Source organism: Parvibaculum sp., from assembly GCF_045863935.1.
Taxonomy (GTDB): domain Bacteria; phylum Pseudomonadota; class Alphaproteobacteria; order Parvibaculales; family Parvibaculaceae; genus Parvibaculum.
In genome coordinates, this window is record NZ_BTVP01000012.1 from 46,139 (window position 1) to 71,731 (window position 25,593).

At 63.0% G+C, this 25,593-nt stretch carries 23 protein-coding genes and 1 other RNA gene; 11 read left to right on the plus strand and 13 right to left on the minus strand.

The window, feature by feature from the left end; genetic code table 11:
- Positions 1-56 precede the first annotated feature (56 nt).
- Positions 57-2,399, minus strand: coding sequence for an ATP-dependent helicase (locus tag ACKUUH_RS06970; protein WP_407949162.1), 2,343 nt, complete (start codon positions 2,397-2,399; stop codon positions 57-59).
- Between the two features lie 195 nt (positions 2,400-2,594).
- On the opposite strand from ACKUUH_RS06970, the gene ACKUUH_RS06975 reads away from it, so the two are divergent.
- Positions 2,595-4,382, plus strand: a complete 1,788-nt coding sequence (locus tag ACKUUH_RS06975) for a chloride channel protein (protein WP_407949163.1) — start codon at positions 2,595-2,597, stop codon at positions 4,380-4,382.
- A gap of 194 nt (positions 4,383-4,576) precedes the next feature.
- Here the strand turns inward: ACKUUH_RS06975 and ACKUUH_RS06980 are convergent, their stop codons facing one another.
- Complete coding sequence (locus ACKUUH_RS06980) at positions 4,577-5,068, minus strand: thioesterase family protein (protein WP_407949164.1); 492 nt, start codon at positions 5,066-5,068, stop codon at positions 4,577-4,579.
- 195 nt (positions 5,069-5,263) lie between these two features.
- Between ACKUUH_RS06980 and ACKUUH_RS06985 the strand changes: the two genes are divergently transcribed.
- A complete protein-coding gene (locus ACKUUH_RS06985; protein ID WP_407949165.1) occupies positions 5,264-6,655 on the plus strand; it encodes an FAD-binding oxidoreductase in 1,392 nt (463 codons plus the stop codon).
- 169 nt (positions 6,656-6,824) lie between these two features.
- Here the strand turns inward: ACKUUH_RS06985 and ACKUUH_RS06990 are convergent, their stop codons facing one another.
- From ACKUUH_RS06990 to ACKUUH_RS07010, 5 genes are all read right to left on the minus strand, one after another.
- Complete coding sequence (locus tag ACKUUH_RS06990; protein ID WP_407949167.1) at positions 6,825-7,961, minus strand: ABC transporter permease; 1,137 nt, start codon at positions 7,959-7,961, stop codon at positions 6,825-6,827.
- A 4-nt stretch (positions 7,962-7,965) separates the two neighbouring features.
- Positions 7,966-8,931, minus strand: a complete 966-nt coding sequence (locus tag ACKUUH_RS06995) for an ABC transporter ATP-binding protein (protein ID WP_407949168.1) — start codon at positions 8,929-8,931, stop codon at positions 7,966-7,968.
- A gap of 7 nt (positions 8,932-8,938) precedes the next feature.
- Positions 8,939-9,748, minus strand: coding sequence for an HlyD family secretion protein (locus ACKUUH_RS07000; protein WP_407949169.1), 810 nt, complete (start codon positions 9,746-9,748; stop codon positions 8,939-8,941).
- A gap of 3 nt (positions 9,749-9,751) precedes the next feature.
- Complete coding sequence (locus tag ACKUUH_RS07005; RefSeq protein WP_407949170.1) at positions 9,752-10,387, minus strand: TetR/AcrR family transcriptional regulator; 636 nt, start codon at positions 10,385-10,387, stop codon at positions 9,752-9,754.
- A gap of 200 nt (positions 10,388-10,587) precedes the next feature.
- Positions 10,588-10,833: a DUF4169 family protein gene (locus ACKUUH_RS07010; RefSeq protein ID WP_407949171.1), complete on the minus strand. Its 246-nt coding sequence runs from the start codon at positions 10,831-10,833 to the stop codon at positions 10,588-10,590.
- Positions 10,834-10,968: 135 nt separating this feature from the next.
- On the opposite strand from ACKUUH_RS07010, the gene ACKUUH_RS07015 reads away from it, so the two are divergent.
- On the plus strand, positions 10,969-14,406 hold the full coding sequence (locus ACKUUH_RS07015; protein WP_407949172.1) for an AsmA family protein: 3,438 nt from the start codon (positions 10,969-10,971) through the stop codon (positions 14,404-14,406).
- Between the two features lie 4 nt (positions 14,407-14,410).
- Here the strand turns inward: ACKUUH_RS07015 and ACKUUH_RS07020 are convergent, their stop codons facing one another.
- The 5 genes from ACKUUH_RS07020 to ACKUUH_RS07040 all read right to left on the minus strand — a co-directional run bounded on the left by ACKUUH_RS07020 (position 14,411) and on the right by ACKUUH_RS07040 (position 18,364).
- On the minus strand, positions 14,411-14,665 hold the full coding sequence (locus tag ACKUUH_RS07020; protein ID WP_407949173.1) for a ribbon-helix-helix domain-containing protein: 255 nt from the start codon (positions 14,663-14,665) through the stop codon (positions 14,411-14,413).
- A 14-nt stretch (positions 14,666-14,679) separates the two neighbouring features.
- Complete coding sequence (fumC, locus tag ACKUUH_RS07025) at positions 14,680-16,071, minus strand: class II fumarate hydratase (RefSeq protein ID WP_407949174.1); 1,392 nt, start codon at positions 16,069-16,071, stop codon at positions 14,680-14,682.
- Between the two features lie 104 nt (positions 16,072-16,175).
- Complete coding sequence (locus tag ACKUUH_RS07030; protein WP_407949175.1) at positions 16,176-16,643, minus strand: SspB family protein; 468 nt, start codon at positions 16,641-16,643, stop codon at positions 16,176-16,178.
- A 163-nt stretch (positions 16,644-16,806) separates the two neighbouring features.
- Positions 16,807-17,182: a transfer-messenger RNA gene (ssrA, locus tag ACKUUH_RS07035) on the minus strand.
- 15 nt (positions 17,183-17,197) lie between these two features.
- Positions 17,198-18,364: a dipeptidase gene (locus tag ACKUUH_RS07040; RefSeq protein ID WP_407949176.1), complete on the minus strand. Its 1,167-nt coding sequence runs from the start codon at positions 18,362-18,364 to the stop codon at positions 17,198-17,200.
- 185 nt (positions 18,365-18,549) lie between these two features.
- Here ACKUUH_RS07040 and ACKUUH_RS07045 point away from each other — a divergent pair, with 185 nt between their 5' ends.
- The 8 genes from ACKUUH_RS07045 (at position 18,550) to ACKUUH_RS07080 (ending at position 24,737) form a co-directional block, all read left to right on the plus strand.
- Complete coding sequence (locus ACKUUH_RS07045; protein WP_407949177.1) at positions 18,550-19,344, plus strand: thymidylate synthase; 795 nt, start codon at positions 18,550-18,552, stop codon at positions 19,342-19,344.
- Entirely contained in the window at positions 19,344-19,511 is a 168-nt protein-coding gene (locus tag ACKUUH_RS07050; RefSeq protein ID WP_407949178.1) for a hypothetical protein, read from the plus strand. The genes ACKUUH_RS07045 and ACKUUH_RS07050 overlap by 1 nt, the downstream gene beginning before the upstream one ends.
- The gene (locus tag ACKUUH_RS07055) at positions 19,508-20,023 is read left to right on the plus strand and encodes a dihydrofolate reductase (RefSeq protein ID WP_407949179.1); all 516 of its coding nucleotides are present in this window, start codon (positions 19,508-19,510) and stop codon (positions 20,021-20,023) included. Before ACKUUH_RS07050 ends, ACKUUH_RS07055 begins: the two co-directional genes overlap by 4 nt.
- A 63-nt stretch (positions 20,024-20,086) precedes the next feature.
- Complete coding sequence (locus ACKUUH_RS07060; protein WP_407949180.1) at positions 20,087-21,196, plus strand: S-(hydroxymethyl)glutathione dehydrogenase/class III alcohol dehydrogenase; 1,110 nt, start codon at positions 20,087-20,089, stop codon at positions 21,194-21,196.
- Entirely contained in the window at positions 21,196-22,035 is an 840-nt protein-coding gene (gene fghA / locus ACKUUH_RS07065) for an S-formylglutathione hydrolase (protein WP_407949181.1), read from the plus strand. Before ACKUUH_RS07060 ends, fghA begins: the two co-directional genes overlap by 1 nt.
- The gene (locus tag ACKUUH_RS07070) at positions 22,032-23,342 is read left to right on the plus strand and encodes a flavin monoamine oxidase family protein (protein ID WP_407949182.1); all 1,311 of its coding nucleotides are present in this window, start codon (positions 22,032-22,034) and stop codon (positions 23,340-23,342) included. The genes fghA and ACKUUH_RS07070 overlap by 4 nt, the downstream gene beginning before the upstream one ends.
- A gap of 15 nt (positions 23,343-23,357) precedes the next feature.
- Complete coding sequence (locus tag ACKUUH_RS07075) at positions 23,358-24,275, plus strand: SMP-30/gluconolactonase/LRE family protein (protein WP_407949183.1); 918 nt, start codon at positions 23,358-23,360, stop codon at positions 24,273-24,275.
- A 126-nt stretch (positions 24,276-24,401) separates the two neighbouring features.
- Positions 24,402-24,737 (plus strand): hypothetical protein, encoded by a 336-nt coding sequence (locus tag ACKUUH_RS07080; RefSeq protein WP_407949184.1) that lies wholly within the window; start codon positions 24,402-24,404, stop codon positions 24,735-24,737.
- Positions 24,738-24,820: 83 nt separating this feature from the next.
- Here ACKUUH_RS07080 and ACKUUH_RS07085 read toward each other — a convergent pair whose 3' ends face one another.
- Entirely contained in the window at positions 24,821-25,573 is a 753-nt protein-coding gene (locus ACKUUH_RS07085; RefSeq protein ID WP_407949185.1) for a DUF1428 domain-containing protein, read from the minus strand.
- Between the last annotated feature and the right edge of the window lie 20 nt (positions 25,574-25,593).

Consider the following 25,593-nt stretch of genomic DNA (forward strand, 5'->3'; position numbering starts at 1 on the left):
GGATCCCGGCTTTCGCCGGGATGACAATATTGGGTGTAGGGAAGGCGCACTCACGCTCACGCCCGCTCCAGGAAACTGTCGATCACCTTCTTTCGCCCTGCCTTGTCGAAATCGACGGTAAGCTTGTTGCCGTCGATCTCGGCCACATGGCCATAGCCGAATTTCTGGTGGAAGACGCGTTCGCCCGCGCCGTAGCTCGCGGCGGAGGGATCGGATGTCGCAACGAGTTCCGCATGCGCTTCATAGGCGGGCGGCCTGGTGCGCATCTCCGAATTCGCCTGCGCGCGGCGCCAGCCGGGACTCGAATAGTTGCTGCCGCGCGCGAAGTCCTGCGCGAAGCGGCTCTGGTTGTAGTTCTGGTAGCTCGCGCCCGCCATCGCGTTTTCCGTTACCTCGACATGGATTTTCGGCAGCTCGTCCACGAAGCGCGACGGGATCGAGCTCTGCCACAGCGCATGGATGCGGCGGTTCGCGGCAAAGGAGATATAGGCGCGCTGCTTCGCCCGCGTGATGCCGACATAGGCGAGGCGGCGTTCCTCTTCGAGGCCGGCAAGGCCGTTCTCGTCCAGCGAGCGCTGATGCGGGAACAGGCCTTCCTCCCAGCCGGGCAGGAACACCGTGTCGAATTCGAGCCCCTTGGCGCTGTGCAGCGTCATCAGGTTGATCTTGTCGGCGGTTTCGTTCTGCTCGAACTCCATCACCAGCGAGATATGTTCCAGATAGCCTGCCAGATCGTCATGGCTCTCCATGGAGCGCACGAGTTCCTTCAGGTTCTCGAGCTTGCCGGGCGCGTCCGCCGACTTGTCGTTCTGCCACATCTCCGTGTAACCGGATTCATCCAGAATGATTTCGGCCAGTTCGGTGTGCGGAAGCCCGCCGACCAGCGAGCGCCAGCGCTCGACCATTTCCACGAAGTTGGCTACAGCGCGTCTCGCCGCAGGCTTCAGTTCTTCCGTCCCGATCAGCGTTCTCGCCGCGCGATAGGGCGATACACCCTGCAGGCGCGCCGTTTCCATGATCGTCTGCAGCGCGACCTTGCCGATGCCGCGCGCCGGCCGGTTCACGATGCGCTCGAAGGCGAGCCCGTCGTCCGGCTGCGCGACGAGGCGGAGATAGGCGTTGGCGTCGCGGATTTCGGCGCGCTCATAGAAGCGCGGGCCGCCGACCACGCGGTAGGGAATCCCGAGATTGATGAAGCGGTCTTCGAATTCGCGCATCTGGAACGAGGCGCGGACAAGGATCGCCATGTCGCGCAGCAAATGCCCCTGCCGCTGCAACTGCTCCACCTCCTCGGCCACGGAGCGGGCTTCCTCCTCGCCGTCCCAGTAGGAGGCGATCTTGATCTTCTCGCCCTCGTTTCCTTCCGTCTCCGTCCAGAGCGTCTTGCCGAGGCGCTGTTCGTTCGCGGCGATCAGGCCCGAGGCCGCGCCGAGGATATTCGCCGTCGAGCGGTAGTTGCGTTCGAGGCGGATCACCTTCGCGCCGGGAAAGTCCTTTTCGAAGCGGAGAATGTTATCCACCTCCGCGCCGCGCCAGCCATAGATCGACTGGTCGTCGTCGCCGACGCAGCAGATGTTCCTGTGCTTCTGCGCCAGCAATCGCAGCCACAGATATTGCGCGACGTTGGTGTCCTGGTACTCGTCCACCAGCATGTATTTGAAGCGCTCCTGATATTCGGCGAGCACTTGCGGGTGGTTCTGGAAGATCGTCAGCACTTCGAGCAGCAGGTCGCCGAAGTCGGCTGCGTTCAGCACCTTCAATCGCGCCTGATAGGCGGCATAAAGCTCGCCGCCCTTGCCGTTCGCGAAGGCCTGCGCCTCGCCGGCGGGCACCTTGTCGGGGGCGAGGCCGCGGTTCTTCCAGCCGTCGATATAGGAAGCGAGTTGGCGCGCGGGCCAGCGCTTCTCATCGATCCCTTCGGCCTGGATGATCTGCTTCATCAGGCGCACCTGGTCGTCGGCGTCCAGAATGGTGAAGTCGGAGCGCAGCCCCGCAAGTTCCGCATGACGGCGCAGCATTTTCGCGCCGAGCGCATGGAAGGTGCCGAGCCATTGCATGCCTTCCACAGCGCCGCCGATGAGCCCGCCGATGCGTTCGCGCATTTCGCGCGCCGCCTTGTTGGTGAAGGTCACGGCGAGGATCTGTCCCGGCCAGGCGCGCTTCGTCGCCAGCAGATGGGCGAGCCGCGTCGTCAGCACGCGCGTCTTGCCCGTGCCCGCGCCCGCCAGCACCAGCACCGGCCCATCGAGACTTTCCACCGCCTCGCGCTGCTCGGCATTCAGCCCCTCGAGCCAGGGCGCGCGCATGGCTCCCATCGCGCGCTCGCTGGTCGTGAGCCCGCTCGACCGGGCAGTCGTTTCCTCGGGGATGCTCCCGAGATCGAAGGGATCACTCGTCATTATTGTCTTTCGGGCTCTTCCGGCTTGAAGGGCGGCGCCCGGAAATGGTCCGGCGGGCGAATCCGCGCTGCACCTTGCAAGCATAACATGGGGAGGCCTCGGCCCGCTTCCCGCGCCGCTTGAGCGCTGCTTGAGCGCGTGCTAAGGGTTCTAATCCTTAAGTCCTTGTAATTCCAGAAAAAAGAGGGGCGGGACGTGAGCGGGGCAGACAGTGCGCGTGACGACACGCGCGAGGTCAACATGATCGTGCTCACCGTGCTGGCGCTGGCCGTCGGGCTTGCCACGGGTGTCGGCGCGGTGATCTTCCGCTCCATGCTGGTCGGCCTCCACAACCTCTTCTTTTTCGGCCAGCTTTCCCTCACCCCGACATCGGGCGCGACGGGGCCCTTGAGCCCGCTCGGGGTTCTCATCATCCTCGTGCCGGTCGCGGGCGGCCTCGCCGTCGTCTGGATCACGCGGCGTTTCGCGCCGGAGGCGAAGGGCGGCGGCATCACCGACGTCATGGACGCCGTCTACCACCGCGAAGGAAAGATCAGGCCGCGCGTCGCCGTGGTGAAGACCATCGCCTCCGCGCTGTCCATCGGCTCCGGCGCCACGGTCGGCCGCGAAGGCCCCATCGTGCAGATCGGTTCGGCTATCGGCTCGGCCGCCGCCCAATTCGCGCGGCTGCCTTCCTGGCAGCGGATCACGCTGCTCGCCGCCGGTGCGTCGGCCGGCATTTCGGCCACCTTCAACACGCCGCTCGGCGCCGTGCTTTTCGCGCTCGAGCTCATCCTGCCGGAAATCAGCGCGCGCACCTTCCTGCCGGTCGTCATCGCCACGGGCTCGGCCACTTATGTCGGGCGCGTCGTCTTCGGCTCCTATCCGGCCTTCGTGCTGCCGGAGATGTATTTCGCGGCCTCCGAGATGGACCACATCTTCAATCTCGGCGCCTTCGTCGTGCTCGGGCTTCTGTCCGGTCTCGTCGCCTGGGGCTTCATCCGCACGCTTCTCTTCGCGGGCGAGGTCATGCCGCGCCGCTTCCCCAACGAATATGTGCGCGCCGCCGCGGGCTTCACCGGCATCGGCATCGCGCTCTTCCTCTTCGCGCAGTTCACCGGCCACTACTACATCATCGGCGGCGGCTACGATGCCATCGCCGCGATCCTCGAAGGCCATGTAACCACCTTCGCGCTCCTTGCCGTGCTCTGCCTCGCGCAGGTGCTGGCGACATCGCTCTCCATCGGCTCGGGCGCGTCGGGCGGCGTCTTCGCGCCCATGCTGTTCATCGGCGCGGCGCTGGGCGGTGCCTTCGGCGCGTTTCTGCATCTCATCGACCAGAGCCACGGCATCGGCATTCCCGACTACGCGATCATCGGCATGGCGGCCGTCGTCGGCGGCGGCACGGGTGCCGCCATGACCGCCATCACCATGAATTTCGAGATGACGCGCGACTACAACATCATCGTGCCGCTCATCATCGCGGTTGCCGTCTCCATCGGCCTTCGCCGCGCGCTCATGGGCGACAACATCTTCAGTGCCGAGCTGGTGCGCCGCGGCCGTCCCGTGCCGAAGGACCGCTACTCCAATCTCTATCTTGTGCGCAGTGCCCGCGAAGTGATGGATGCGAACATCGCCATCATGGCGGCGGAGCTTCCCGTCGCGGATGCGGCACAATGGGTGAGCGAGGCGGGCATGCCGAATTTCCTCATCCTGCGGGAGGGGAACCGCATCGCCGGAATCGTCTCACTCGACAGCCGCATCCGCACGCCGGAACTGCTCGGCCCGCATCCCGAAACGATGCGCGACATGGCGATCGCCGATTATGTGATCGTGCGCGAGAACAACATTCTCGAAGAGGTGATGCGCCGTCTCGGCCAGCGCAACGCGACGCTTGCCCTCGTCGTGAAGGACAAGCCCGGCGTGCCGCGCCCCGCCGATGTGCTCGGCGTCATCGGCAAACCGCAGCTCGCCGACGCGATCCTCAAGGCGCAGATGGGGTGACGCTGCCTATTTCCATCAAACAACATTGTCATTGCCGGGCTTGACCCGGCAATCCAGTAGCCGCCGTCAGGCGGCGTCTCTCTTCGCAAGATCTCTTGCGCGCGGAATTTGATCTGAGGTGGTCGCTCGGCGCCCTGGATGCCCGGGTCAAGCCCGGGCATGACGACTTTGGTTTTGTGGAGCGGCGCTTCCTCTTACTTCCTCCTGATCCCGATCACCCGCCCTGCCTGCGCCGGTCGCGCCAAACCCTCATGCGCCTTTGCGAGCGCCGCGATCTTCTTCTGCGTCGCCTCGGGGAAGGGCGATGCGCGGCGCGCTTTCATGTCCACGTGAATGCACATCTGTTCGCTCGTCGCGGCGAGGTAGCCCTTTTCCGCGTGATACATGTGACCGAAGACATGGATGCGCTTTTCGTCCGCGTCGAGAAGCTGATAAGTCACGCGCAAGGGATCACCTTCCTTCACCTCGTCGAGGTAGCAGACATGCACCTCCGCCGTGAAGCAGGAGCCCTCGCCTTTCTGCGTGTAGTCCCAGCCGATGCCGAGCGCCGAAAAGGCCACGTCCAGCGACTCGTCGAAAACGAGATGGTAATAGGCCATGTTCATGTGGCCGTTGAGGTCGACCCATTGCGGCTCGACCTTGCGCAGCGGACATTCGAGCGGGGCGGCGAGGGCGGTATCGGTCATGGCGTTCCTTCCGGCGGTCGGGCTTTTCTGCCCTGCTTCTCTTATCTTGTCCTTTAAGTCGTCATGACCCGCTTCATGCGGGTCATCCACGTCTTTCTTGCTTCCAATGCCGTTCAAGACGTGGATGGCCCGGACAAGCCGGGCCATGACGATTTGAGGTATGTTACCTTGGTTCTAACAGGGAGCAAGGAACCCATGAGCAAAGCAGCGCGAAAGGAAGGCAGGGAGGCGGCGCTCGCCGAACTCGGCGCGCTGCTTGGCGAGCGTCTGACGACGGCTCATGCCGTCCGCGAGACGCATGGGCGCGACGAGTCATGGCATGCCGTCGCCATGCCCGATGCCGTCGCCTTTGCGGAGACGACGGAGGAGGTCGCCGCCATCGTCGGCATCTGCGCGGCACATGACATGCCGATCATTCCCTTCGGCGCGGGCACCTCGCTCGAAGGCCATGTCTCCGCCGTTCATGGCGGTCTCTCGCTCGACCTCTCGCGCATGGATCGCATCCTCGAAGTGAATGCCGCCGATCTCGATGTCCGCGTCGAGGCGGGCGTCACGCGCAAGGCATTGAACGAACATCTCCGCGACACAGGCCTCTTCTTTCCCATCGACCCCGGCGCCAATGCGACGCTTGGCGGCATGGTGGCGACGCGCGCCTCCGGCACCAATGCGGTGCGCTACGGCACGATGCGCGAAAACGTTCTCGCACTCACTGCCGTCATGGCGGACGGGTCCATCGTCCACACCGGCACGCGGGCGCGAAAGTCGTCTGCCGGCTACGATCTCACGCGCCTTCTCATCGGCTCGGAGGGCACGCTCGGCGTCGTCACCGAGGTGACGCTCCGTCTCTACGGCATTCCGGAAGCCGTGCGTTCCGGCGTCGTGCCCTTTGCCACGCTCGAAGGCGCGGTCGATGCCGTCATCGAGACGATCCAGTCGGGCCTTCCCATCGCGCGCATTGAAATTCTCGACCCGCTCTCGATCCGTGCCTGCAACGCCTATTCGAAACTCACGCTCGCCGAAGTGCCGACATTGTTTGTCGAGTTCCATGGCACCGAGGCTTCCGTCGCCGAACAGGCGGAGCGTTTCGCCGCCATTGCGTCGGAGCATGGTGCGGGCGGCGCGACATGGGCCTCAAAGGCGGAAGACCGCACGCGGCTCTGGGAAGCGAGGCACAATGCCTATTACGCGGCGCTTGCCTATGCTCCGGGCAAGAAGGGCATGGTGACGGATGTCTGCGTGCCGATCTCGCGTCTCGCCGAAGCGATTTCCGGCACGCTCTGCGATCTCGAAACCTCATTCCTCAAGGCGCCCATCGTCGGCCATGTCGGCGACGGCAATTTCCACATGCTGCTCTTGATGGATCCAACCGACCGCCGCGACCTTGCCGAGGCGACACGCCTCCACGACCTCATGGTCGCGCGCGCCCTCTCGCTCGGCGGCACATGCACCGGCGAACACGGCATCGGCGAGGGCAAGATCAAGTTCCTGGAAACGGAGCACGGCCCCGGCGTCGCCGTCATGCGCGCGATCAAACAGGCGCTCGACCCGAAGGGGATTTTGAACCCGGGGAAGATTTTTGCTGAGTGAGGGAGTTATCCCCGCCGCTTTGTGACAGTCACCCTGAAAACCGGGGATTAAAATTTTTCGCGGGGATTTCTTTCAGGCGCATGACCCGTGGTTCATCCCCGCCAAGACACTGCATGACGGTTCGATGACATTTCGATGACAGTCGGGCCGGTTTATCCCCGGTTCCGCCTCAGTCGAGCGTCTGGCGATAGCGGTTCAGGGAGACGATGGAAACCGCCGTCAGGAAGGCGAGGAGGGCGAGAAGGTCCGGCGCAATCTCCGCCATTCCGTTTCCCTTGAGCAGGATGCCGCGCACGATTCTGAGAAAGTGCGTGAGCGGAAGAACCTCGCCGAGCCACTGCGCCCATATCGGCATGCCGCGAAACGGAAACATGAATCCGGAAAGCAGGATCGACGGCAGGAAGAAGAAGATCGTCATCTGCACCGCCTGCAACTGATTGCGGGCCAGCGTCGAGAAGGTGAAGCCGACGGCGAGGTTCGCGGCGACGAAGAAAAAAAGCACGAAGGAAAGAAGTCCGAGGCTTCCGACAATCGGCACGTCGAAAAGCCAATAGGCGGCGGCGAGAACCACCGCGGCCTGTATGTAGCCGACGATGATGTAGGGCAAAATCTTTCCCATCATCACTTCGAACGGACGCACCGGCATCGTGAGAAGATTTTCCATCGTGCCGCGTTCCACCTCGCGCGTCATCGCGAGCGCGGTGAAGATGATCATTGTCATCGTCAGGATGACGCCGATCAATCCCGGCACGATGTTGAGTTCCGTGCGTCCTTCCGCATTGTAGCGCCGGTGGACGATGAGGTTCACGGGTTCGGCTCGGGGGCGGAGTGTCGCGAGCGGTCCTTCGAGGTCGCGGTTGAGGACGGTCGCAGCAAGAACCTTGATGTTGGCGACTGCGTTTCCTGTTGCGGCGGGATCGGTTGCATCCGCGTCCAGCAGGAGTTCGGGGCGCTGCCCGCGCAGCAGCTCGCGGCTGAAGTCGGGCGGTATCTGCAGCACGAACTGCACCTTGCCCGTGCGGATCAGTTCGTTTGCCTCCTCTGCCGTTTCCGGCCTTGCGACGATGTCGAAATAGTCGGAGTTCTCCATTCCCTTCACGATGCTGCGCGTGAAGACGGAGTGATCCTGCGCGAAGAGGGCGGTGGGCAGGTGCTTCGGATCGGAATTGATCGCGTAGCCGAAGAGCACGAGCTGCATCACTGGCACGCCGAGCATCATCGCGAAGGTCAACCGGTCGCGCCGCATCTGGATGAATTCCTTTCGGATCATCGCGCCGAGACGAAAGAGCGAGAAGCTTCTTGCCATCGCATCACCCGAAATTGTCGGAGGCTGACTGCATCATGTGGATGAAGACGTCTTCGAGTGTCGGCTCGACCTTCTGCCAGTCGAGCCCGGATTCGTTCCGCCACGGGGCGACCGCGGCGTCGAGTGCATTGTCGTTCGCGCCGCTCACATGGAGCGTCGCGCCGAAAGGGGCCACCATCTCCACGCCGCTCCGGTCCGCGAGTTCGCGGGCGAGGCGATTGATGCGCCGTTGCGAGTTCGCGCTTACGAGCCAGGTGACGAGACCGGATTGCCGCACGACCTCGTTCACCGTGCCGCGCGCGAGAAGTTTTCCATAGGCGAGATAGCAAATCTTGTGGCAGCGCTCGGCTTCGTCCATGTAGTGCGTGCTCACAAGGACGGTGAGGCCGGTGTCGGCGAGCGCATGGATTTCGTCCCAGAATTCGCGCCGCGCCTTCGGGTCGACGCCTGCGGTCGGTTCGTCGAGCAGAAGCAGTTTCGGTTCGTGCATGATCGCCGCTGCGAGCGCGAGGCGCTGTTTCCAGCCGCCCGACAGCGCCCCCGCGAGCTGGTTCGCGCGGCTTTCGAGGCCCAGTTTTTCAAGCGTTTCACGCACCGCCTGCGCGGGCTTCTTCAACCCGTAGATGGAGGCGACGAAGGCCAGGTTCTCGCGGATGGAGAGGTCTTCGTAGAGGCTGAAGCGCTGCGTCATGTAGCCGACCTTCAGCTTGATCTTCGCGCTTTCGGAAACGATGTCGTGGCCGAGGCAGGTGCCTTCGCCGGCATCCGGCGTCAGCAGCCCGCAGAGCATGCGGATCGTCGTCGTCTTGCCACTGCCGTTCGGTCCGAGGAAGCCGTAGATCTCGCCTTCACGCACCTGCATGTCGATCCCGTCGACGACTTTCGTTGCGCCGAAACTTTTGGAGAGGCCGCGCACGTCGATGACGAGCGGTGCGTCGGCTGCGGCTTCGGCGTGATGCGTCTGGCTCATGACCGGCTCATTCGGCAGGCGGTGAGGCAAGAGATACCGTCACGGGCTGGCCGGGGCGCAATTCTTCCGGCCGTTCGTCCGGTGTGGCTTCTGCCATGTAGACAAGCTTTTCCTTCGACTGGTCGCTGTAGATGACGGGCGGCGTGAACTCGGCTTCCGTCGAGATGAAACGGATCGTGCCTGTCAGCTCCGCCGTGCAACCGCTGCATGTGAGGTGCACCTTGCCGCCTTCCGCGATATGGGCAAGTTCCCCTTCGGGGACGAAGAAGCGCACCTTGATGTTCTGCGGCGGCAGCAGCGAGACGACGGGCTGGTTCGGCGCCGCGCTCTCGCCTTCACGGAACATCACATCCTGCACCACGGCATCTGCCGGGGCGCGGCCTTCGCGGCGCGCCAGACGCCATTTGGCCTGCGTCAGCGCGGATGCGGCGGCGAGCGTTGCGGCGCCTGCGCGGTCGCGGCGCGCCTGCGCGGTGTCGACTTCCGCTTGCGCCACGTTGCGCTGTTTGCGCAGCGCGAGCTTGCGCTGATATTCGAGTTCCGTCTCGCGCAGCGTTGCCTTCGCTTCGGTGAGGTTCGCCTTGGCGCTTTCCAGCGCCGCTTCTTCGGAGGCCGTCTCGAGCCGGAAGAGAAGGTCGCCGCTTTTCACGCGGTCGCCGCGTTTCACTTCGATCGTCTCGATGAGGCCACCGTCGATGGGCGCGACGCGGACATAGTCGCCCTCGGCGTATCCTTGCCAGGTGTTCTCCGGGCGCTCGTTGCAGCCGGTGAGAAGGAGCGCGGTCCCGCAGGCAAACAGGAGGGGAAGGAGGCGCATCGCTCACGCCTCCCTGTCTGTTGCGAGACCGCGCGCGACGAACTCCGCATGGGCGGTAAAGAAACCGTCGGGATCGAGTTGCGGAAGGTCGCCGAAGGTGTTTCGCGCGAGTGTGTTCATGAGAATGGGGAAGATGATTTCCTGTACCGCCGCATCGACGTTGCAATCGCGGAACTCGCCGCGCTCGATGCCGCGTTCGATTACGCGCGCGAGATTGCCGAAGCCGCGCAGGATGATGTGGTCGCGATAGAAGGTGCGGATCTCGGGAAAGTTGGCGGACTCGGAGAGAATGATTTTTACAAGCGCCGGCAGTTCCGTACCCATGACGATGTCTCGCAGCTTTCCGATCGCGAAGGCGAGGAGGTCGCCGCTTGGACCGTCATAACCGTCGATCAGCTGTTCGATGTCGTCGAAGCGCGGCGTCGCGATGTCCTTGACGATGGCGGTGAAGAGCTCCGTCTTGCTCTCGAAATAGAGATAGATCGTCGCCTTGCTGACGCCCGCCGCTTCCGCGACTTCCTCCAGCCGCGCCGCCGCAAATCCCTTTTCCGCAAAAATCTTCAGCCCCGCCGCCATGATCTCGGCAGGGCGCTCTTCCTTGCGCCTCTGGAATTTCTGTTCGGGGGCCGGTGCGGACATGGGGGGTCTTTTCCAAGTAAATAACTGACCAGTCAGTTATTTATTCCTCACACGGCGCGAAGTCAATGCAGCACGCGTTGCCATTCGCTAACCAACTGAAATAAATATGTTTTTCTTTCTCTCGAACAGGATAAACCCGTCGAAGCGAGGCGGGGACAAGTCCGCCTCCTGCCAATTTGACCCTAAACGAAGGGCGGCGGTCAGTCGCCGCGTTCGCCGTCCGGATCGGTCTCGCTATCGGCTGGCAGACGTTTTCCCTCCAGCTCGCGGCGGCGTCGCTCTTCTTCGATCTTCGCGCGCTTCTTGTCCGCGCCGGTCCGCCCGAATTTCACTCTGTTGGCGGCGGCCTTGTTGCTCTCGCGCTTTTTTTCCGCACGCTTTTGCGCATCGCGCTGCGTTTTCCGGAATGAGGCGAAATTAACTATATTTCCGCGATCCGAATCCATAATTTGCCTGCCATATGACGTCAGGCGGCCTACCGCCTTCGCTATTGGTGCGAGACTAGGCCAAAGGTGGTTCGCAGGAAACGGGGGTGGAGGTGTGCCGTCCCTGCATCCCGCCTTGCCGAACTGGAGAGATTTTTGAACTCGATACTGACCTATATCGCCGGGCTGCTGGTCGTTCTGCTCTTTGCGGCTCTGGTGGGTCCGAGTCTCGTTGACTGGAACCAGTTCCGCGAAGAGATCGAAGCGCAGGCAAGCGAGGCGGCGGGACGGCCCGTGAGCATCGATGGCGATATCCGCTTTCGTATTCTGCCGGCGCCGCATCTGACGCTTGGCAAGATCAAGGTGGGCCAGAACCCCGAAGCGGATTCGCTTCCCTCCGATCTGAACTTCGTCACTTTCGCCGAGATCGATGGAGAGGTTGCGCTGGCGCCGCTTCTCAGCGGCGATATCGAAATCACCAGCGTTCGTATCGTCGAACCGGAGTTCAACCTGGAAGTGCTTCCGGACGGTTCGGGAAACTGGCGCGGCATAACACTCGGCGAACGCATGCCTGAAGAAGGAATGTTTTCGCTCGCGTCCATCAGCCTAGAAAAAGCGAGCTTCGTCAACGGCACGGTGAACTATCGCAATCGGCTGAACGGGCGGAGATGGAAGGCCAAAGATGTGAGCGGAGAGGTCGTTGCGACGTCGCTGCTCGGCCCGCTCCGGTCGGAATTGACCGCGACAGTCGATGGAATTCCGGTAGCGGTCCGCATTGGGCTGGGAAGCTTTGCCGCCCAGAAGGCATTTCGCGTCACGACGGAAGTCGATTTTCAGGGTCGGCCCCTGACCTTTCTCTTCTCGGGCGTTGCCACGGAGTTCTCGCTCGCCGCACGGCTCGACGGGAATGCACGATTCGATTTCGCAGATGGTTCGGAGAAGACTGGCGCGATGCGCGCCGATGCGGGCATGGTGATCGATGCGCGGCAGGCAACGCTTCGAAACGTGGCGATCGCGATGGGCGGCACGACACTTGGCGGGTCAGCGGAAGTCAGTTGGGAGCGCGATCCTGTTTTCTCGGCACGGTTTTCCTCCGAGAGCTTCACGCTCGATCCGTTGCTCGACCGGATAGAGCAGGGCGGGGACGAAACGGAGAAATCCGCCATCGAGCGCTTGCTGCCGGTCTCCCTGCCCGCGAACGCGGAAGGCGATGTCAGCGTCGAAACGGGTGTACTGCGTCTGCGGGGGTCGATCGTTCGCGATGCGAAGCTCGCGTTCTCGCTCGCTGGAGGCGTTGTCACGGTCGAAGAGGCGAGCGGTACGATTGGCGGACCGACGAGTATTTCTGTGCGTGGCGCGCTTCGGCCGGACGACGAGAGCCTTCGCTTCGAAGGGGAGGCGAGTCTTGCAAGTGCCAATCTTCGCGGGCTGCGGCAATGGATTGCCGAGTCCCGAGGGCAGGAGCACGACGAAACAGCGGGTGCTGTACGCGGATATCCCTTCGCCGCGCGCGCGGCGCTTCATCTGGCGCCAGGCGAATATGAAATCTCGGAGATAGAAGCGGTTCATGCGAAAGATCTGTCTGCGCCGCAGCTTCGAGGCAACGTCTCCTATCGCAGCGGCGGGGCGCGTCCGGCGATCACAGCAACACTCGAAGCCGGCAGCTTCAACGTGGATCCGCTTCTTGACCTTCTTCCTGAAGACAGCGATCCCTTCGCCTTTCTCGACGCGCATGACGTTGCGCTCAACCTGAAAGCGGAGCAGCTCGACATCTTTGGGCAAAGCTTCCGGCAGGTCGAAACGGAGATGTCGCTCGATGCGGGCAAACTCACCGTCGCGGACCTGAAGATCGGCGACGCGGCCGGCGCGCGCCTCACGTTCGGCGGTGAACTGACGGGGGTCACGACAGGCAAGCGGGAAGATGTGAGAGGTGCCTTCACAAGCACCATTGAGGCGGAACGTTTCGGCGGCCTGCTGGAAGCGGGCGGCATCGATGTGCCCGATGTGGAGGGCCCCGTAAGTCTCGTGGTAACCGGCGCTTCCGGCGAAGCCGATGACAGCATGTCGCGCGTCGACACGCTCACCCTCAAGGGGGCCATCCGGGGAAGCCGCGTCGACGGCGTGCTGAAGCGTCTTCACGAAGGCGATGACGGTATCGACAAGGTTGAGATGATCGGCAATGCCGTGAACGAGGAAGGCCGCATCCTGCTGGAGCAGCTTGGTCTTTCGCCGCGAGAGGGGCTCGCGGGCTCGGGCGCTGTTTCGGTGAAGCTTAGCGGCGCGCAGGACGAATTCGAGACGAATTTCCGGGTGAATGTCGACGGCACGACACTCGCCGCACGGGGCAAGGTTCGCGATCCTTTCGAGGCGCTGAAGTTCGAGGGGCGGGCGGAAATAGCGGCCTCCGGCGTCATGCATGTGCTTGGTTCTTTCGGTGCGCCCGGGGTGCTTGCCGACTGGGCCAGTGCACAGGCGGCTGGCCCGGGATTCGTCTTTTCCTCGAACGTGGTCTGGGACAAGACGAGCCTGACACTGGACGGATTTGAGGGCGTGGCAGGAAGCTTCCGTGTTTCGGGCGACGCAATCTGGCGGGCAGGTGAAGGCGACAAGCTGCCGGTCCTCACGGGCACGTTCGAGAGCAATGCCGTCGATCTCACGCCGCTTGTCGAAGTTTCGGCGGCGGAGGAGGGCGTCTGGCCCGCGCGCGCGCTCGATTGGTCGCCTCTTGGTGCCTTCGACGCAGATGCGGACCTGAAGCTCGGCCGCCTGTCGCTCGGTTCGCTCTCCGTTTCGAACGTCACGACCCATGTCTCCGTGTCGCATGGTGTGCTTACCGCCTCTCCCTTCGCCGGTGAATTCGCCGACGGGCGAATATCCGCGGGAGCGAGGATCGAAGGCGGCGACGGCGAGCCGGGGGTGGGTATCACCGTCCTCGTGGAGGAAGCGAGTCTTGGCAAGGCTTTCTCTCAGGCCTTCGGCGCATCGCCCGGAAGCGGCCGGCTCTCTCTCAATGCGCAACTGCAGGGACAGGGCCGAAGCTGGCTTGCTCTGGTGTCCTCGGCGGACGGCATCGGCAAATTCGACGTTATGGATGCCGCGTTCCGCCCGTTCGATCTCGAAAGCTTCAGCGAGGGGCTTGCCGAAATTCAGACCATCGACGCGTTCCCGGCGCTTGTGTCTGGGAGGCTGTGGCAGGCGGAAACGCCGGCGCGCGGCATTGGCGGCGATTTCGTGCTGGAAGAAGGGGCAATGAGTTTCGCCGACAGCGAGATCGAGCTTGACGGTGGAATGGCGAAGATCAACGCGGCTTACGACCTCACGCGTCTCTCCTCCAAAGCGGATATGACCGTCGCGCCCGCATTGCCGGAAGGCGCACCTTCTTTCAGGATCGTTGCGCGGGGCAAGGCAGGTTCGATGGAGGTCGAAGCTGACACGAATGCGCTTCAGGACTTCGTTGCGAAGCGCATTCTGACGCAAAGCCTGGAGGAAACAGGTGCCGAGGTGCCTGAGGAATTGCGTGACCTGATGGAACTGCCGCCATCCGGCGACGGCAAAGTCGCTACGCCCCTGCCGCGCCCCTCGGTTGCGAACTGACGCGTCAGCGTTCTGCGTCGCAGGTTTCGCCCCGGTTCTTCACGGCTTCCAGCACATAGACGCGAATGGCAGAGGAGAGACTGCCCCTGCCGTCGCGCGCCGTGTCGATCCGGCGCACCAGCTCGTTCACCGATGTCTTTTCGGAGCAGGCAAGTTCCTTCAGCGTGTCCCAGAAGGGAGGTTCGAGCGAAATGCTGGTGCGATGACCGGCGATGGTCACCGAGCGCTTGACTTCGTTTGTTCCTCCGTCGCCGTCCATCTGGTTCTCCGGCATTACTCCGGCGCGATCATCTTTTCGGGCCGAACGACCTCGTCGAATTCCTCATCCGTCACATAGCCGCCGCCGACCGCTTCCTCGCGCAGCGTCGTACCATTCTTGTGCGCGGTCTTGGCGATCTTCGCGGCGTTGTCGTAGCCGATCTTCGGTGCAAGCGCGGTCACGAGCATCAGCGAGCGTTCGAGCGCCGCCTTGATGTTGTCCTCGCGCGGTTCGATGCCCACGACGCAATTGTCGGTGAAGCTTACCGCCGCATCGGCCATGAGGCGCACCGACTGCAGGAAGTTGTAGGCCATGACGGGATTGTAGACGTTCAACTCGAAGTGGCCTTGCGAACCGGCGAAAGTGAGGGCGGCGTGATTGCCGAAAATCTGCACGCAGACCTGCGTCAGCGCTTCGCACTGGGTCGGGTTCACCTTGCCCGGCATGATCGAGGAACCGGGTTCGTTTTCCGGCAGCGACAATTCGCCGAGGCCCGAGCGCGGGCCCGAACCGAGGAGGCGGATGTCGTTGGCGATCTTGAAGAGCGAGGCAGCGACCGTGTTGATCGCACCATGGCTGAAGACCATCGCGTCATGGGCGGCGAGCGCTTCGAACTTGTTGGGCGCGGTCTTGAAAGGAAGCTGGGTGATGGAAGCGATCTTCTCTGCGACCTTCTCGGCGAAGCCGATCGGCGCGTTGAGGCCGGTGCCCACGGCGGTACCACCTTGAGCCAGTTCCATCAGCTTCGGCAGCGTCTGCTCGATGCGGGCGATGCCGTTCTCGACCTGAGCCGTGTAGCCCGAGAATTCCTGGCCAAGCGTCAGCGGCGTTGCGTCCTGCGTATGCGTGCGGCCGATCTTGATGATGTGGTTCCAGGCCTGCGCCTTGTCGTTCAGCGCGTTGCGAAGCTTCTGTAGCGCCGGGAGGAGGCGGTGATTGATCTCCTCCGCGCAGGCGACATGCATGGCCGTCGGGTAGGTGTCGTTCGACGACTGGCTCATGTTGACGTGATCGTTCGGGTGAACGGGCTTCTTGGAGCCCATTTCGCCGCCGAGGATTTCAATGGCGCGGTTCGAGATCACCTCGTTCGCGTTCATGTTGGACTGAGTGCCCGAACCCGTCTGCCAGACGACGAGAGGGAAGTGCTCGTCGAGCTTGCCCTCGATCACTTCCTGCGCGGCTTGGACGACCGCCTTGCCGATTTGAGGGTCGAGGCGGCCAAGTTCCATGTTCGCTTCCGCCGCGGCACGCTTGACGATGCCGAGCGCGCGGACGACAGGGAGGGGCTGCCTCTCCCAACCGATCCTGAAGTTACCGCGCGAACGCTCGGCCTGCGCGCCCCAGTACTTGTCCGATGCCACCTCGATGGGGCCGAATGTATCGGTTTCGGTGCGGGTCTTGGTCATGGTCAGGCGCTCCAGCAAGGCATGCCGCCGCGGGTCCGGCGGAGAAATTCGATGGGCGCTGATTTAGCATGCGGGGCCCTCGGACGCCAAGGCGCGGCGGGAGCCTACTTCTTGCGGAAGGCGTCGAGGCTCACGACCTCGCCGGAAGCATCGGTAGCCGGTTCTTCCGGTTTTGAGGCCTCGGTCGCCGGTTCCTCCACAGTGCCGCCGCCAATGCCTTCGACCTGGAACTGGAGGCCGAACTGGACGCTTGGATCGAAGAAGCCTTGGACCGCGGAAAAGGGAACGACGAGGTGCTCCGGGACCTTGTTGAAGGTGAGGTCGACCGAGAAGCGCTCTTCGTTCACTTCGAGATTCCAGAACTGGTGCTGAAGGACGATCGTCATTTCTTCCGGATATTGCTTGCGCAGCTTTTCGGAAATTTCGACGCCTGGCGCGTTCGAACGGAAGGAAATGTAGAAGTGATGCTCGCCGGGCAGGCCCTGATCGCGAGCGATCCTCAGCGCGCGGCGCACGACGCCTCGCAGCGCATCCTGCGCCAGCATGTCGTATCGCATCAGGTCTTCGGTCAATTCACGCTCCGTTGAAGCCGAGTCGTTTCATTCAAAACGATTCAATCAGCGTTTGGCCGCCAAATCCAGATGAAGGCGACGCCTGACGGCGCTTGCGCCCCGGAATCTTGCCTTTGTGGCGCGGACGACGCAGCCGGACCGGCATGTGAAGAAGAAAAGGGAAAGTGGGGGCTTCTGTTGCCAGGTGCCCCCGAACCCCGCCTTACCCGGCTAAGGGCAAGGGCTTCAATCGAGGTTGTCGCACTGCTTACGCAGCGAGACGTGCCTCAGCATAGTTGTCGTTGGCAACTATAAAACGGCCCGATGACGGCGGAACCATGCCGGGCAAAAAAACTGTCTTTACACCCTCGTCGATCCTGTTTCGCCCCCAGGAACCCTGCCGCGCCGGTTTTTGACGCTTACAGGGGAAATATGGTGGAGGCGCCGGGTACCGCCCCCGGGTCCGAATGGCTTATTTCACAGTCCGTTTATCGCCATAGCCGAACGGGAGAACCCGCCGGCAGTTGTAATATAGGGCGGAAAATCCTTATTTGAAGTCTAATCGGCAGCCTATTTCAGCCCTTCGGCAAGTTCTCGCGGAAGAACCGGATCGCGTTTCCGCCCATGACCTTCCCGATTTCCTCGTCCGTGAAGCCCGCGTCCCGCATGCCGGCCGTGAGTACGGCGAGCTCGGAGGTATCGAACGCCACGGGCACGGCGCCGTCGTAATCCGAGCCGAGTGCGACGTGGTCGACGCCCAGAAAGTCCACCGCGTAGCGGATCGACTTCACCACGGCGGCCGGGGACGTGCCGCAGGCCGCGCCCTCCCAATAGCCTATGCCGACAAGGCCGCCTGCCTGTGCGATCCGCTTCATCAGCGCGTCTTCGAGGTTGCGGGGGCTGTCGCAGGCGCCATGGATGCCGGTATGCGAGACGATGACGGGCCGCGTCGCCATGTCGAGCGTGTCGCGCACCACGGCGGGTGAGGCATGGGCAAGGTCGATGATAACGCCGAGCCGCTCCATCTCGCGAACGGCCTCGCGGCCGAAATCCGTCAGCCCGTCGCCCGAGAGTCCGTGCAGCGAACCGCCGAGCTCGTTGTCGAAGAAGTGGGTGATGCCCATCATGCGGTACCCGGCCTCGTAAAGGCGCTCGACATTTTCAAGCTTTCCTTCAAGGGGGTGGGCGCCCTCGATGGCGAGAAGGCCGCCCACGGGCCGGGAGCCGCCGTTTCGGCGTTCGATGAGCCGGTCGAGGTCCGCTGCGCTGCGGACGATCATCAGCTCTTCCGGCGCGCGCCTTTCGGCATCGTGCAGCTTTTCGGACTGGTAGAGCGCCCGTTCGAGCAGGCTGTCCCAGGTGCGCGCGGGCCAGCGCTGCACCATGGCGAGCAGCGTGATGATGTCGCTGTCGCCGCTCGTTCCGACATAGCCCTGATCGCGGGGCACCTTCGTCACAGCGGAGAAGACCTGCAGCGTCACGTTGCCTTCCGCGAGGCGGGGCACGTCCACATGGCCGCGGCTGCCGCGCTTCAGGGGATCGCGCGCCCAGAGCAGCGTATCGGCATGGAGGTCGACCACCGCCAGCCTGTCGTGAAGCGTCTGCGCGTCCTCGGGAACCGGGTAGGGCTGGTGATCGGCCACCCGGTTGATCCGGCTTTCCAAGACGCCGGGCAGGAAGGCGAGGCCCGCGGCGAGGATCAGCAGAATGGCGATGGCCAGTCCGGCAAGGATGCGCTTCATGAACTATGTCTCCCTCTCATTTTGGGGCGCATTCTGGCCAAGCGGGGTTCCCTTGGCCAGCCCGGCGGAAACGAACGTGATTTGCCGTACATATATTGTGGACAAACCGGCGGTTCGGCCGGGCCGAGGTGGCAGGGCGGGGGGCCTTCGGGCTAGACTGGACAACCGAATCTCAAGGACCAGCGATGCAGCAGTATCTTGACCTCATGCGCCTCGCGCGCGACACGGGCGTGACCAAGACCGACCGCACGGGCACGGGCACGCGCAGCATATTCGGTCACCAGATGCGCTTCGATCTCGCGAAGGGCTTCCCCCTCGTCACGACGAAGAAGCTGCACCTGAAGTCCATCGTTCACGAGCTGCTCTGGTTCCTCTCGGGCGACACCAATATCCGCTACCTGAAGGCGAACGGCGTCAGCATCTGGGACGACTGGGCGGACGAGAACGGCGAGCTCGGGCCGGTTTATGGCCATCAGTGGCGCTCCTGGCCGACGCCCGACGGCGGCAAGATCGACCAGATCAGGAACCTCGTTGATCAGATCAGGTCCAACCCGGATTCGCGCCGCCTCATCGTCTCCGCCTGGAATGTCGCGGATGTGGACAAGATGGCGCTGCCGCCCTGCCACTGCCTGTTCCAGTTCTACGTGGCCGACGGCAAACTCTCCTGTCAGCTCTACCAGCGTTCGGCGGACATCTTTCTCGGCGTTCCGTTCAACATCGCCTCCTATGCACTGCTCACCATGATGGTGGCGCAGGTGACCGGGCTCGAAGCCGGCGAGTTCATCCACACGTTCGGCGACGCGCATCTCTATCTCAATCATCTGGAGCAGGCGGACAAGCAACTGGCGCGCGAGCCGAAGCCGTTGCCCATCATGCGCATCAATCCGGATGTGAAGAGCCTGTTCGATTTCACCTTCGACGATTTCACGCTTGAGGGTTACGAGGCGCATCCGCATATTTCGGCGCCGGTTGCTGTCTGATGCGGCTTCGCCGTCGCCTTCTGCTTTTCGCGCTGGTGATGGTTGTGCTCTTTCTCGCTGCGTTCTCCATGTTTGTCATTCTGCTGAGCCTGCGCCCGCTCGATCCGGAGAGCTTGCGTGCGCCTGTGATCACGTCCAGCAGCACCCTGAAGGAGCGCGCCGAATGAAAACGCATGTCTCGTTCGTCGTTGCCATAGCGGATAACGGTGTCATCGGCCGCGACAATGGCTTGCCGTGGCGGCTTTCGGGCGACATGGCCTTCTTCAAGCGCGTGACCATGGGCAAGCCCGTCATCATGGGCCGCAAGACATGGGAGTCGTTGCCGAAGAAACCTTTGCCCGGACGGCCCAACATCGTGGTGACGCGCGATGCCGCTTATCGTGCGGAAGGTGCCGAAGTGGTGACGTCGGCCGAAGATGCGCTGAAGCGTGGCATTTCACTCGCCGCAGAACTCGGCACGGATGAGGTCATGGTGATCGGCGGCGCGCAGCTTTACGCCGAGACGTTCGATCATGCGACGCGGCTCTACATCACCGAAGTTCATGCCGCGCCGGATGGTGATGTGAGTTTCCCCGCTTTCGATGCGTCGCAGTGGTGCGAGGTTTCGCGCGAGCGTCATGAAGCGGGCGAGAAGGACAGCGCCGCCTATTCCTTCGTGCTCTACGAGAAGCGCGATTGAGTTTCATGGGCTCCCGTCCCACAATGCGCGTCTCGGCTTTATATGTGGCAACGGAGACGGCTTATGGACGTGCGTGCGGCGGTGGCATTCGAGGCGGGAAAGCCGCTTGAGATCGAAACGGTACAACTCGCAGGGCCGAAAGCCGGCGAAGTCCTGATCGAGGTCAAGGCGACCGGCATCTGCCACACCGATGCTTTCACGCTGTCGGGCGAAGACCCGGAAGGCGCCTTCCCGGCGATCCTCGGCCATGAAGGAGCGGGCGTCGTCGTCGAAGTCGGTCCGGGCGTCAAGTCGCTTTCCGTCGGCGACCATGTGATCCCGCTCTACACGCCCGAATGCCGCGAGTGCAAAAGCTGCACGAGCCACAAGACCAATCTCTGCACCTCGATCCGCGCCACGCAGGGCAAGGGCGTGATGCCGGACGGCACGAGCCGCTTCTCATGGAAGGGCAAGCCGGTGCTGCACTACATGGGCTGCTCCACCTTCGCGAATTACACGGTGCTGCCCGAAATCGCGCTCGCCAAGGTCCGCAAGGACGCGCCCTTCGACAAGATCTGTTACATCGGCTGCGGCGTGACCACGGGCATCGGCGCCGTCATCTTCACGGCCGGTGTCGAAGTCGGCGCCAATGTCGTCGTCTTCGGTCTCGGCGGCATCGGCCTCAACGTCATTCAGGGTGCGCGCATGGCCGGCGCCAACATGATCGTCGGCGTCGACATCAACCCCGAGCGCGAGGCGCTTGCCCGCCAGTTCGGCATGACGCATTTCGTGAACCCGAAAGAGATCAAGGGCGATGTCGTTGGCCATCTCGTCGAACTCACGGGCGGTGGCGCCGATTACAGTTTCGAATGCATCGGCAATGTGAACACGATGCGTCAGGCGCTCGAATGCTGTCATCGCGGCTGGGGCGAGAGCATCATCATCGGCGTTGCGGGCGCGGGTCAGGAAATTTCCACGCGGCCGTTCCAGCTCGTCACGGGCCGTGTCTGGAAGGGCACGGCGTTCGGCGGCGCACGCGGGCGCACCGATGTGCCGAAGATCGTCGACTGGTACATGGACGGCAAGATCAACATCGACGATCTCATCACCCATACGTTGCCGCTCGAAGAAATCAACAAGGGTTTCGATCTCATGCATGAGGGCAAGTCGATCCGTTCCGTAGTGGTTTATTGATGTCCGTCGAAATTCTCTCCGCGCATCGCTGCTTTGGCGGCACGCTCAGCATCTGCCGACATTCGTCGGCGGCGACGGGCACGCCGATGCGCTTTTCGATTTTCGTTCCGGAAGGGAGGGGGCGCTTTCCGGCACTCACATTTCTCGCGGGGCTCACCTGCACGGAAGAGAATTTCACGACGAAGGCGGGCGCCTATGGGCGCGCCGCCGAGCTCGGTCTTGCCATCGTCGCGCCGGATACGAGCCCGAGGGGCGAAGGCGTCACGAATGACGACGCCTACGATCTGGGGCAGGGCGCGGGTTTTTATATCGATGCGACGGAGGCGCCCTGGGCGCCGCATTTCCAGATGGAAACCTATGTGACGCGCGACCTGCCGTCTGCGGTGCGCGACAACTTTCCGGTGGATGGCGCGCGGCAGGGCGTTGCGGGTCATTCGATGGGCGGGCACGGTGCGCTGACGCTCGCGCTCAAATATCCGGACCACTACAGGTCCGTCTCCGCCTTCGCGCCCATCGTTTCGCCGTCGCGATGCCCCTGGGGTGAAAAGGCCTTCACCGCCTATCTCGGGGACGACCGCTCCCGCTGGGCGGCGCATGATGCGTCGGCACTGATGGCGAATGGCGGGCCGGTTGGACATTTCGACGACATTCTGATCGATCAGGGACTGGCGGATCCGTTTCTCGAAAACCAGTTAAAGCCGGTGCTCTTTGAGGATGCCTGCGCCATGCACAGGCAGAAACTCACGCTGCGCCGTCACGAAGGCTATGACCACTCCTACTATTTCATTCAAACCTTTATCGGCGACCATCTTGCGTTTCATGCCGAGCGCCTGAAATGAGCCGGGTTGTCGACGTTGCAGTGGTCGGCGCCGGTGCGGCCGGCCTCGCCGCCACGTTCCGTGCCTACGAACTCGGCCTTTCCTGTTATCTCCTCGAAGCGAAGTCGCGCATCGGCGGACGCACGCATACCGACACGGAAACATTCGGCGTTGCCTGGGATCGCGGCGCGCATTGGCTCCACTCGGCGGACGTCAATCCGCTGACGCGCATTGCCGACGAACTCGGTCATCCTTATCTCGCGCGGCCGCGCCCCTTCGACGGCCATCTGCATCTTGGGTCCGGTTGGGGCGTGAAGGAAGACTGGCGCGCCTATCGCGACGAATTCGAGGAAGCAATCGCCCGCGCCGTCGAAGCGGGCGAAGAAGGGCGGGATATCGCCGCGCTCGACGTCATGAAGAATGGCTCTCGCTGGGCGCGCATGGTGCATCACATCTTCGCGGCCATTTCCGGCATGCCGCCTTCGGAAATCTCGACCGCGGATCTCGCCGCCTATCGCGACTCGGAAGCGAACTGGCCGCTGGAGCGCGGCTATGGCGCGCTCCTCGCCGCGCGCTACGCCGATTTGCCGGTCGAGCTTTCAACGCCGGTTTCGGCGGTGGACGCGGGCGGCGAGCATATCCTTCTCGAAACGCCGCGCGGCACGGTGCGGGCGCGAAGCCTCATCTTGACCGTATCGACGAATGTGCTCGCCTCAGGTGTTATCCGGTTCACCCCCGAACTGCCAGCGCGTCTCACGTCGGCGCTCGAAGGCGTTCCCACGGGCCATGCCAACAAAGTCGCGTTCCACTTCCGGCGCGATGTCTTCGGTATGCCCGATACGAGCTATGTCAATTTCATGGACGAGCGCGACGCGGCGCGGCCCGCCTGTTCCTTCCAGGTCCGTCCTTTCGGCAGCACGCTCGCCATTGCCTATCTCGGTGGCGACCTCGCGGAAAATCTCGACAGGGCGGGCGAGGCGGAGATGACGGATTTTGCGCGCGCGGCGCTCGGCGACATGTTCGGAACGGATATCTTCAAGGATATTTCCGGCTTTGCCGCTACGTCATGGACGAGCGATCCGCACACGCTCGGTGCCTATTCCTGTGCGCGCCCGGGTCGCGCGCATGAGCGGGCGGTGCTCGCCGAGCCGGTTGGCGACCGCATTTTCCTCGCGGGGGAGGCGGTGTCGGCCGACTGGTTCTCCACCGTTCAGGGCGCGCATATGAGCGGCATCGAGGCGGCGGAGAAGGCGGCAAGCTTTCTCGACAGCGCCATTGCGGCGGCGCTGCCGCGGCGACAGAATGAGACCAACAAGAACAACGCATAAAACTGGGAGGATCGAATGGCGGAAATGAAACTGATTGCCGACGGGCTGAAGTTTCCCGAAGGACCGATTGCGATGCCGGATGGCAGCATCGTTCTGGTGGAGATCGCGCGCGGCACGCTGACGCGCGTGACGGCCGGCGGCAAGGTGGAGGTCATTGCGGAACTTGGCGGCGGTCCGAATGGCGCCGCGATCGGGCCGGACGGCGCCTGCTATGTCTGTAACGATGGCGGCTTCGAATTCCACGAAGTGAACGGTGCGCTGGTGCCGGGCGATGCGCCGGCGAATTACTCGGGCGGCCGCATCGAGCGCGTCGATCTCAAGACCGGCGAGTTCAAGGTGCTCTACAGCGAGTGCAACGGCATCCCGCTCAACGGGCCGAACGACATTGTCTTCGACCGCCAGGGCGGCTTCTGGTTCACCGATCTCGGCAAGGGGCGCGGGCGCACGCAGGATCGCGGCGGGCTCTACTATGCGAAGATCGACGGTTCGATGATCAAGGAAGTCGTCTTCCCGATCACCTCGCCGAACGGCGTCGGTCTCTCGCCCGACGAAAAGACCGTTTATGTGGCCGACACGATACCGGGGCGCCTCTGGGCCTTCGACGTGACGGCGCCCGGCGAACTCGCGCCCAATCCGGGTCCGCTGCCGGGGCGTTTCGTCGGCTCGGGGCCGCAGCTCTGCTTCTTCGACAGCCTAGCGGTCGATTCGGAAGGCAATATCTGCGTTGCGACGATCTTCAATCCGGGAATCACGGTTTTCTCGCCGGACGGCTCGAAGATCACGCATACGCCGACCGACGATTTCATCACCACCAATATCTGCTTCGGCGGCAAGGACCTGAAGACGGCCTATATCACGCTGTCGTCGAGCGGGCGTCTCGTGTCGATGGACTGGCCGGTGGCCGGTTTGCCGCTCAACTTCCTCAACAAGTAATCCGTTTCGCAGAGACGGCATGAAGGCACGTTCCGGATGCGGAACGTGCCTTTTTCTGTGTGAGCGGCTGTGCAACCATGCGCGGCCTTTTGGGGTGCGCGGCATCGATTGAACAGGGAGGATGCGATGCGTTTATTTGTCAGTGTACTGGTTGCGTTGATTGCGTTTACCGGGGCGGCACTTGCCGATCCCTTTGCGAATTTCTATGGCAACACGGTCAATATCGCCGGTGCGTCGGGCGAGCGTTCCGTCTTCATCGACGAAGGCGGCGCCTATTCGCAAAAGCTGCCGGATGGCAGCACGGTGGAGGGCAAGTACGAGGTCAATGGCGACACCGCCTGCTTCCTCGGGGGCGAGCAGCCCTATTGCGTTGCCGCCGAAGCCCGCAATGTCGGCGACACCTGGGAACTGACCGCACCGGACGGCTCCAAGGAAACGGCGACGCTGGTTGCCGGCCGCTAAGCCGGACTTTCTTCGCAGAAAAAGAAGACGGCCGGTCCTTCGGGACCGGCCGTTTCAGTTTGAGGAGGGGGAGGGGCGTTTCTTCAGGCGACACCGCGCCGCGCTGTCTTTCCGTCGGCCGCCTCATCGACGATCGGCGTAAACGTGCCATAGATCATGCGCTTGCCGTCGAAAGGCATTTTCTCCGGATCGTACTTCATCCGCTCATCGTCCATGAGTTTCGGCCAATTCGTCTCGCGCGCTTCCCTGGATGGCCATTCGACCCAGGAGAAGACGACGGCTTCGTCCTTCGTCGCCTTCACGGCGCGGCGGAAGTCCGTCACCTTGCCGTCCGGCACATCGTCTTCCCATGCTTCCACGACGCGTGTGGCGCCATGGTCGAGAAAGACGTCTGCGGCCATTGTTGCCATATCGCGATAGGCTTCCTTGTTGGCTTTCGGCACCGCGAGCACAAAGCCATCCACATGGCCGATCTTGCCTCCGGGGCCCTTGTCCAACAGGGGAACGAAACCACCGAAGACCATGCGCGTGCCGTCGAAGGGCGTTTCACCCATTTCCTCGAAGCGCGGATCGGCTATCACCTTCTGGTGGCATGCGACGCGAACCTCCTTCGAGGGGAATTCGAGCCAGGAAAAGAGCACCGTTTCGTCGGGCTTTGCCTGCACGGCGCCCTTGAAGTCTGTCACCTTGCCGTCCGGCACCTCGTCGCCCCAGCCTTCGACGAGACGGAGGACATCGAAATCCACGAAGAGCGGCCAGCCGGCCGATGCATACTTGCGGTACGCTTCCTTGTTGGCGGTTGGCACCGCCAGAATAAAGCCGTCTACATAAGTCATCTTACATCTCTCCCTGCGGG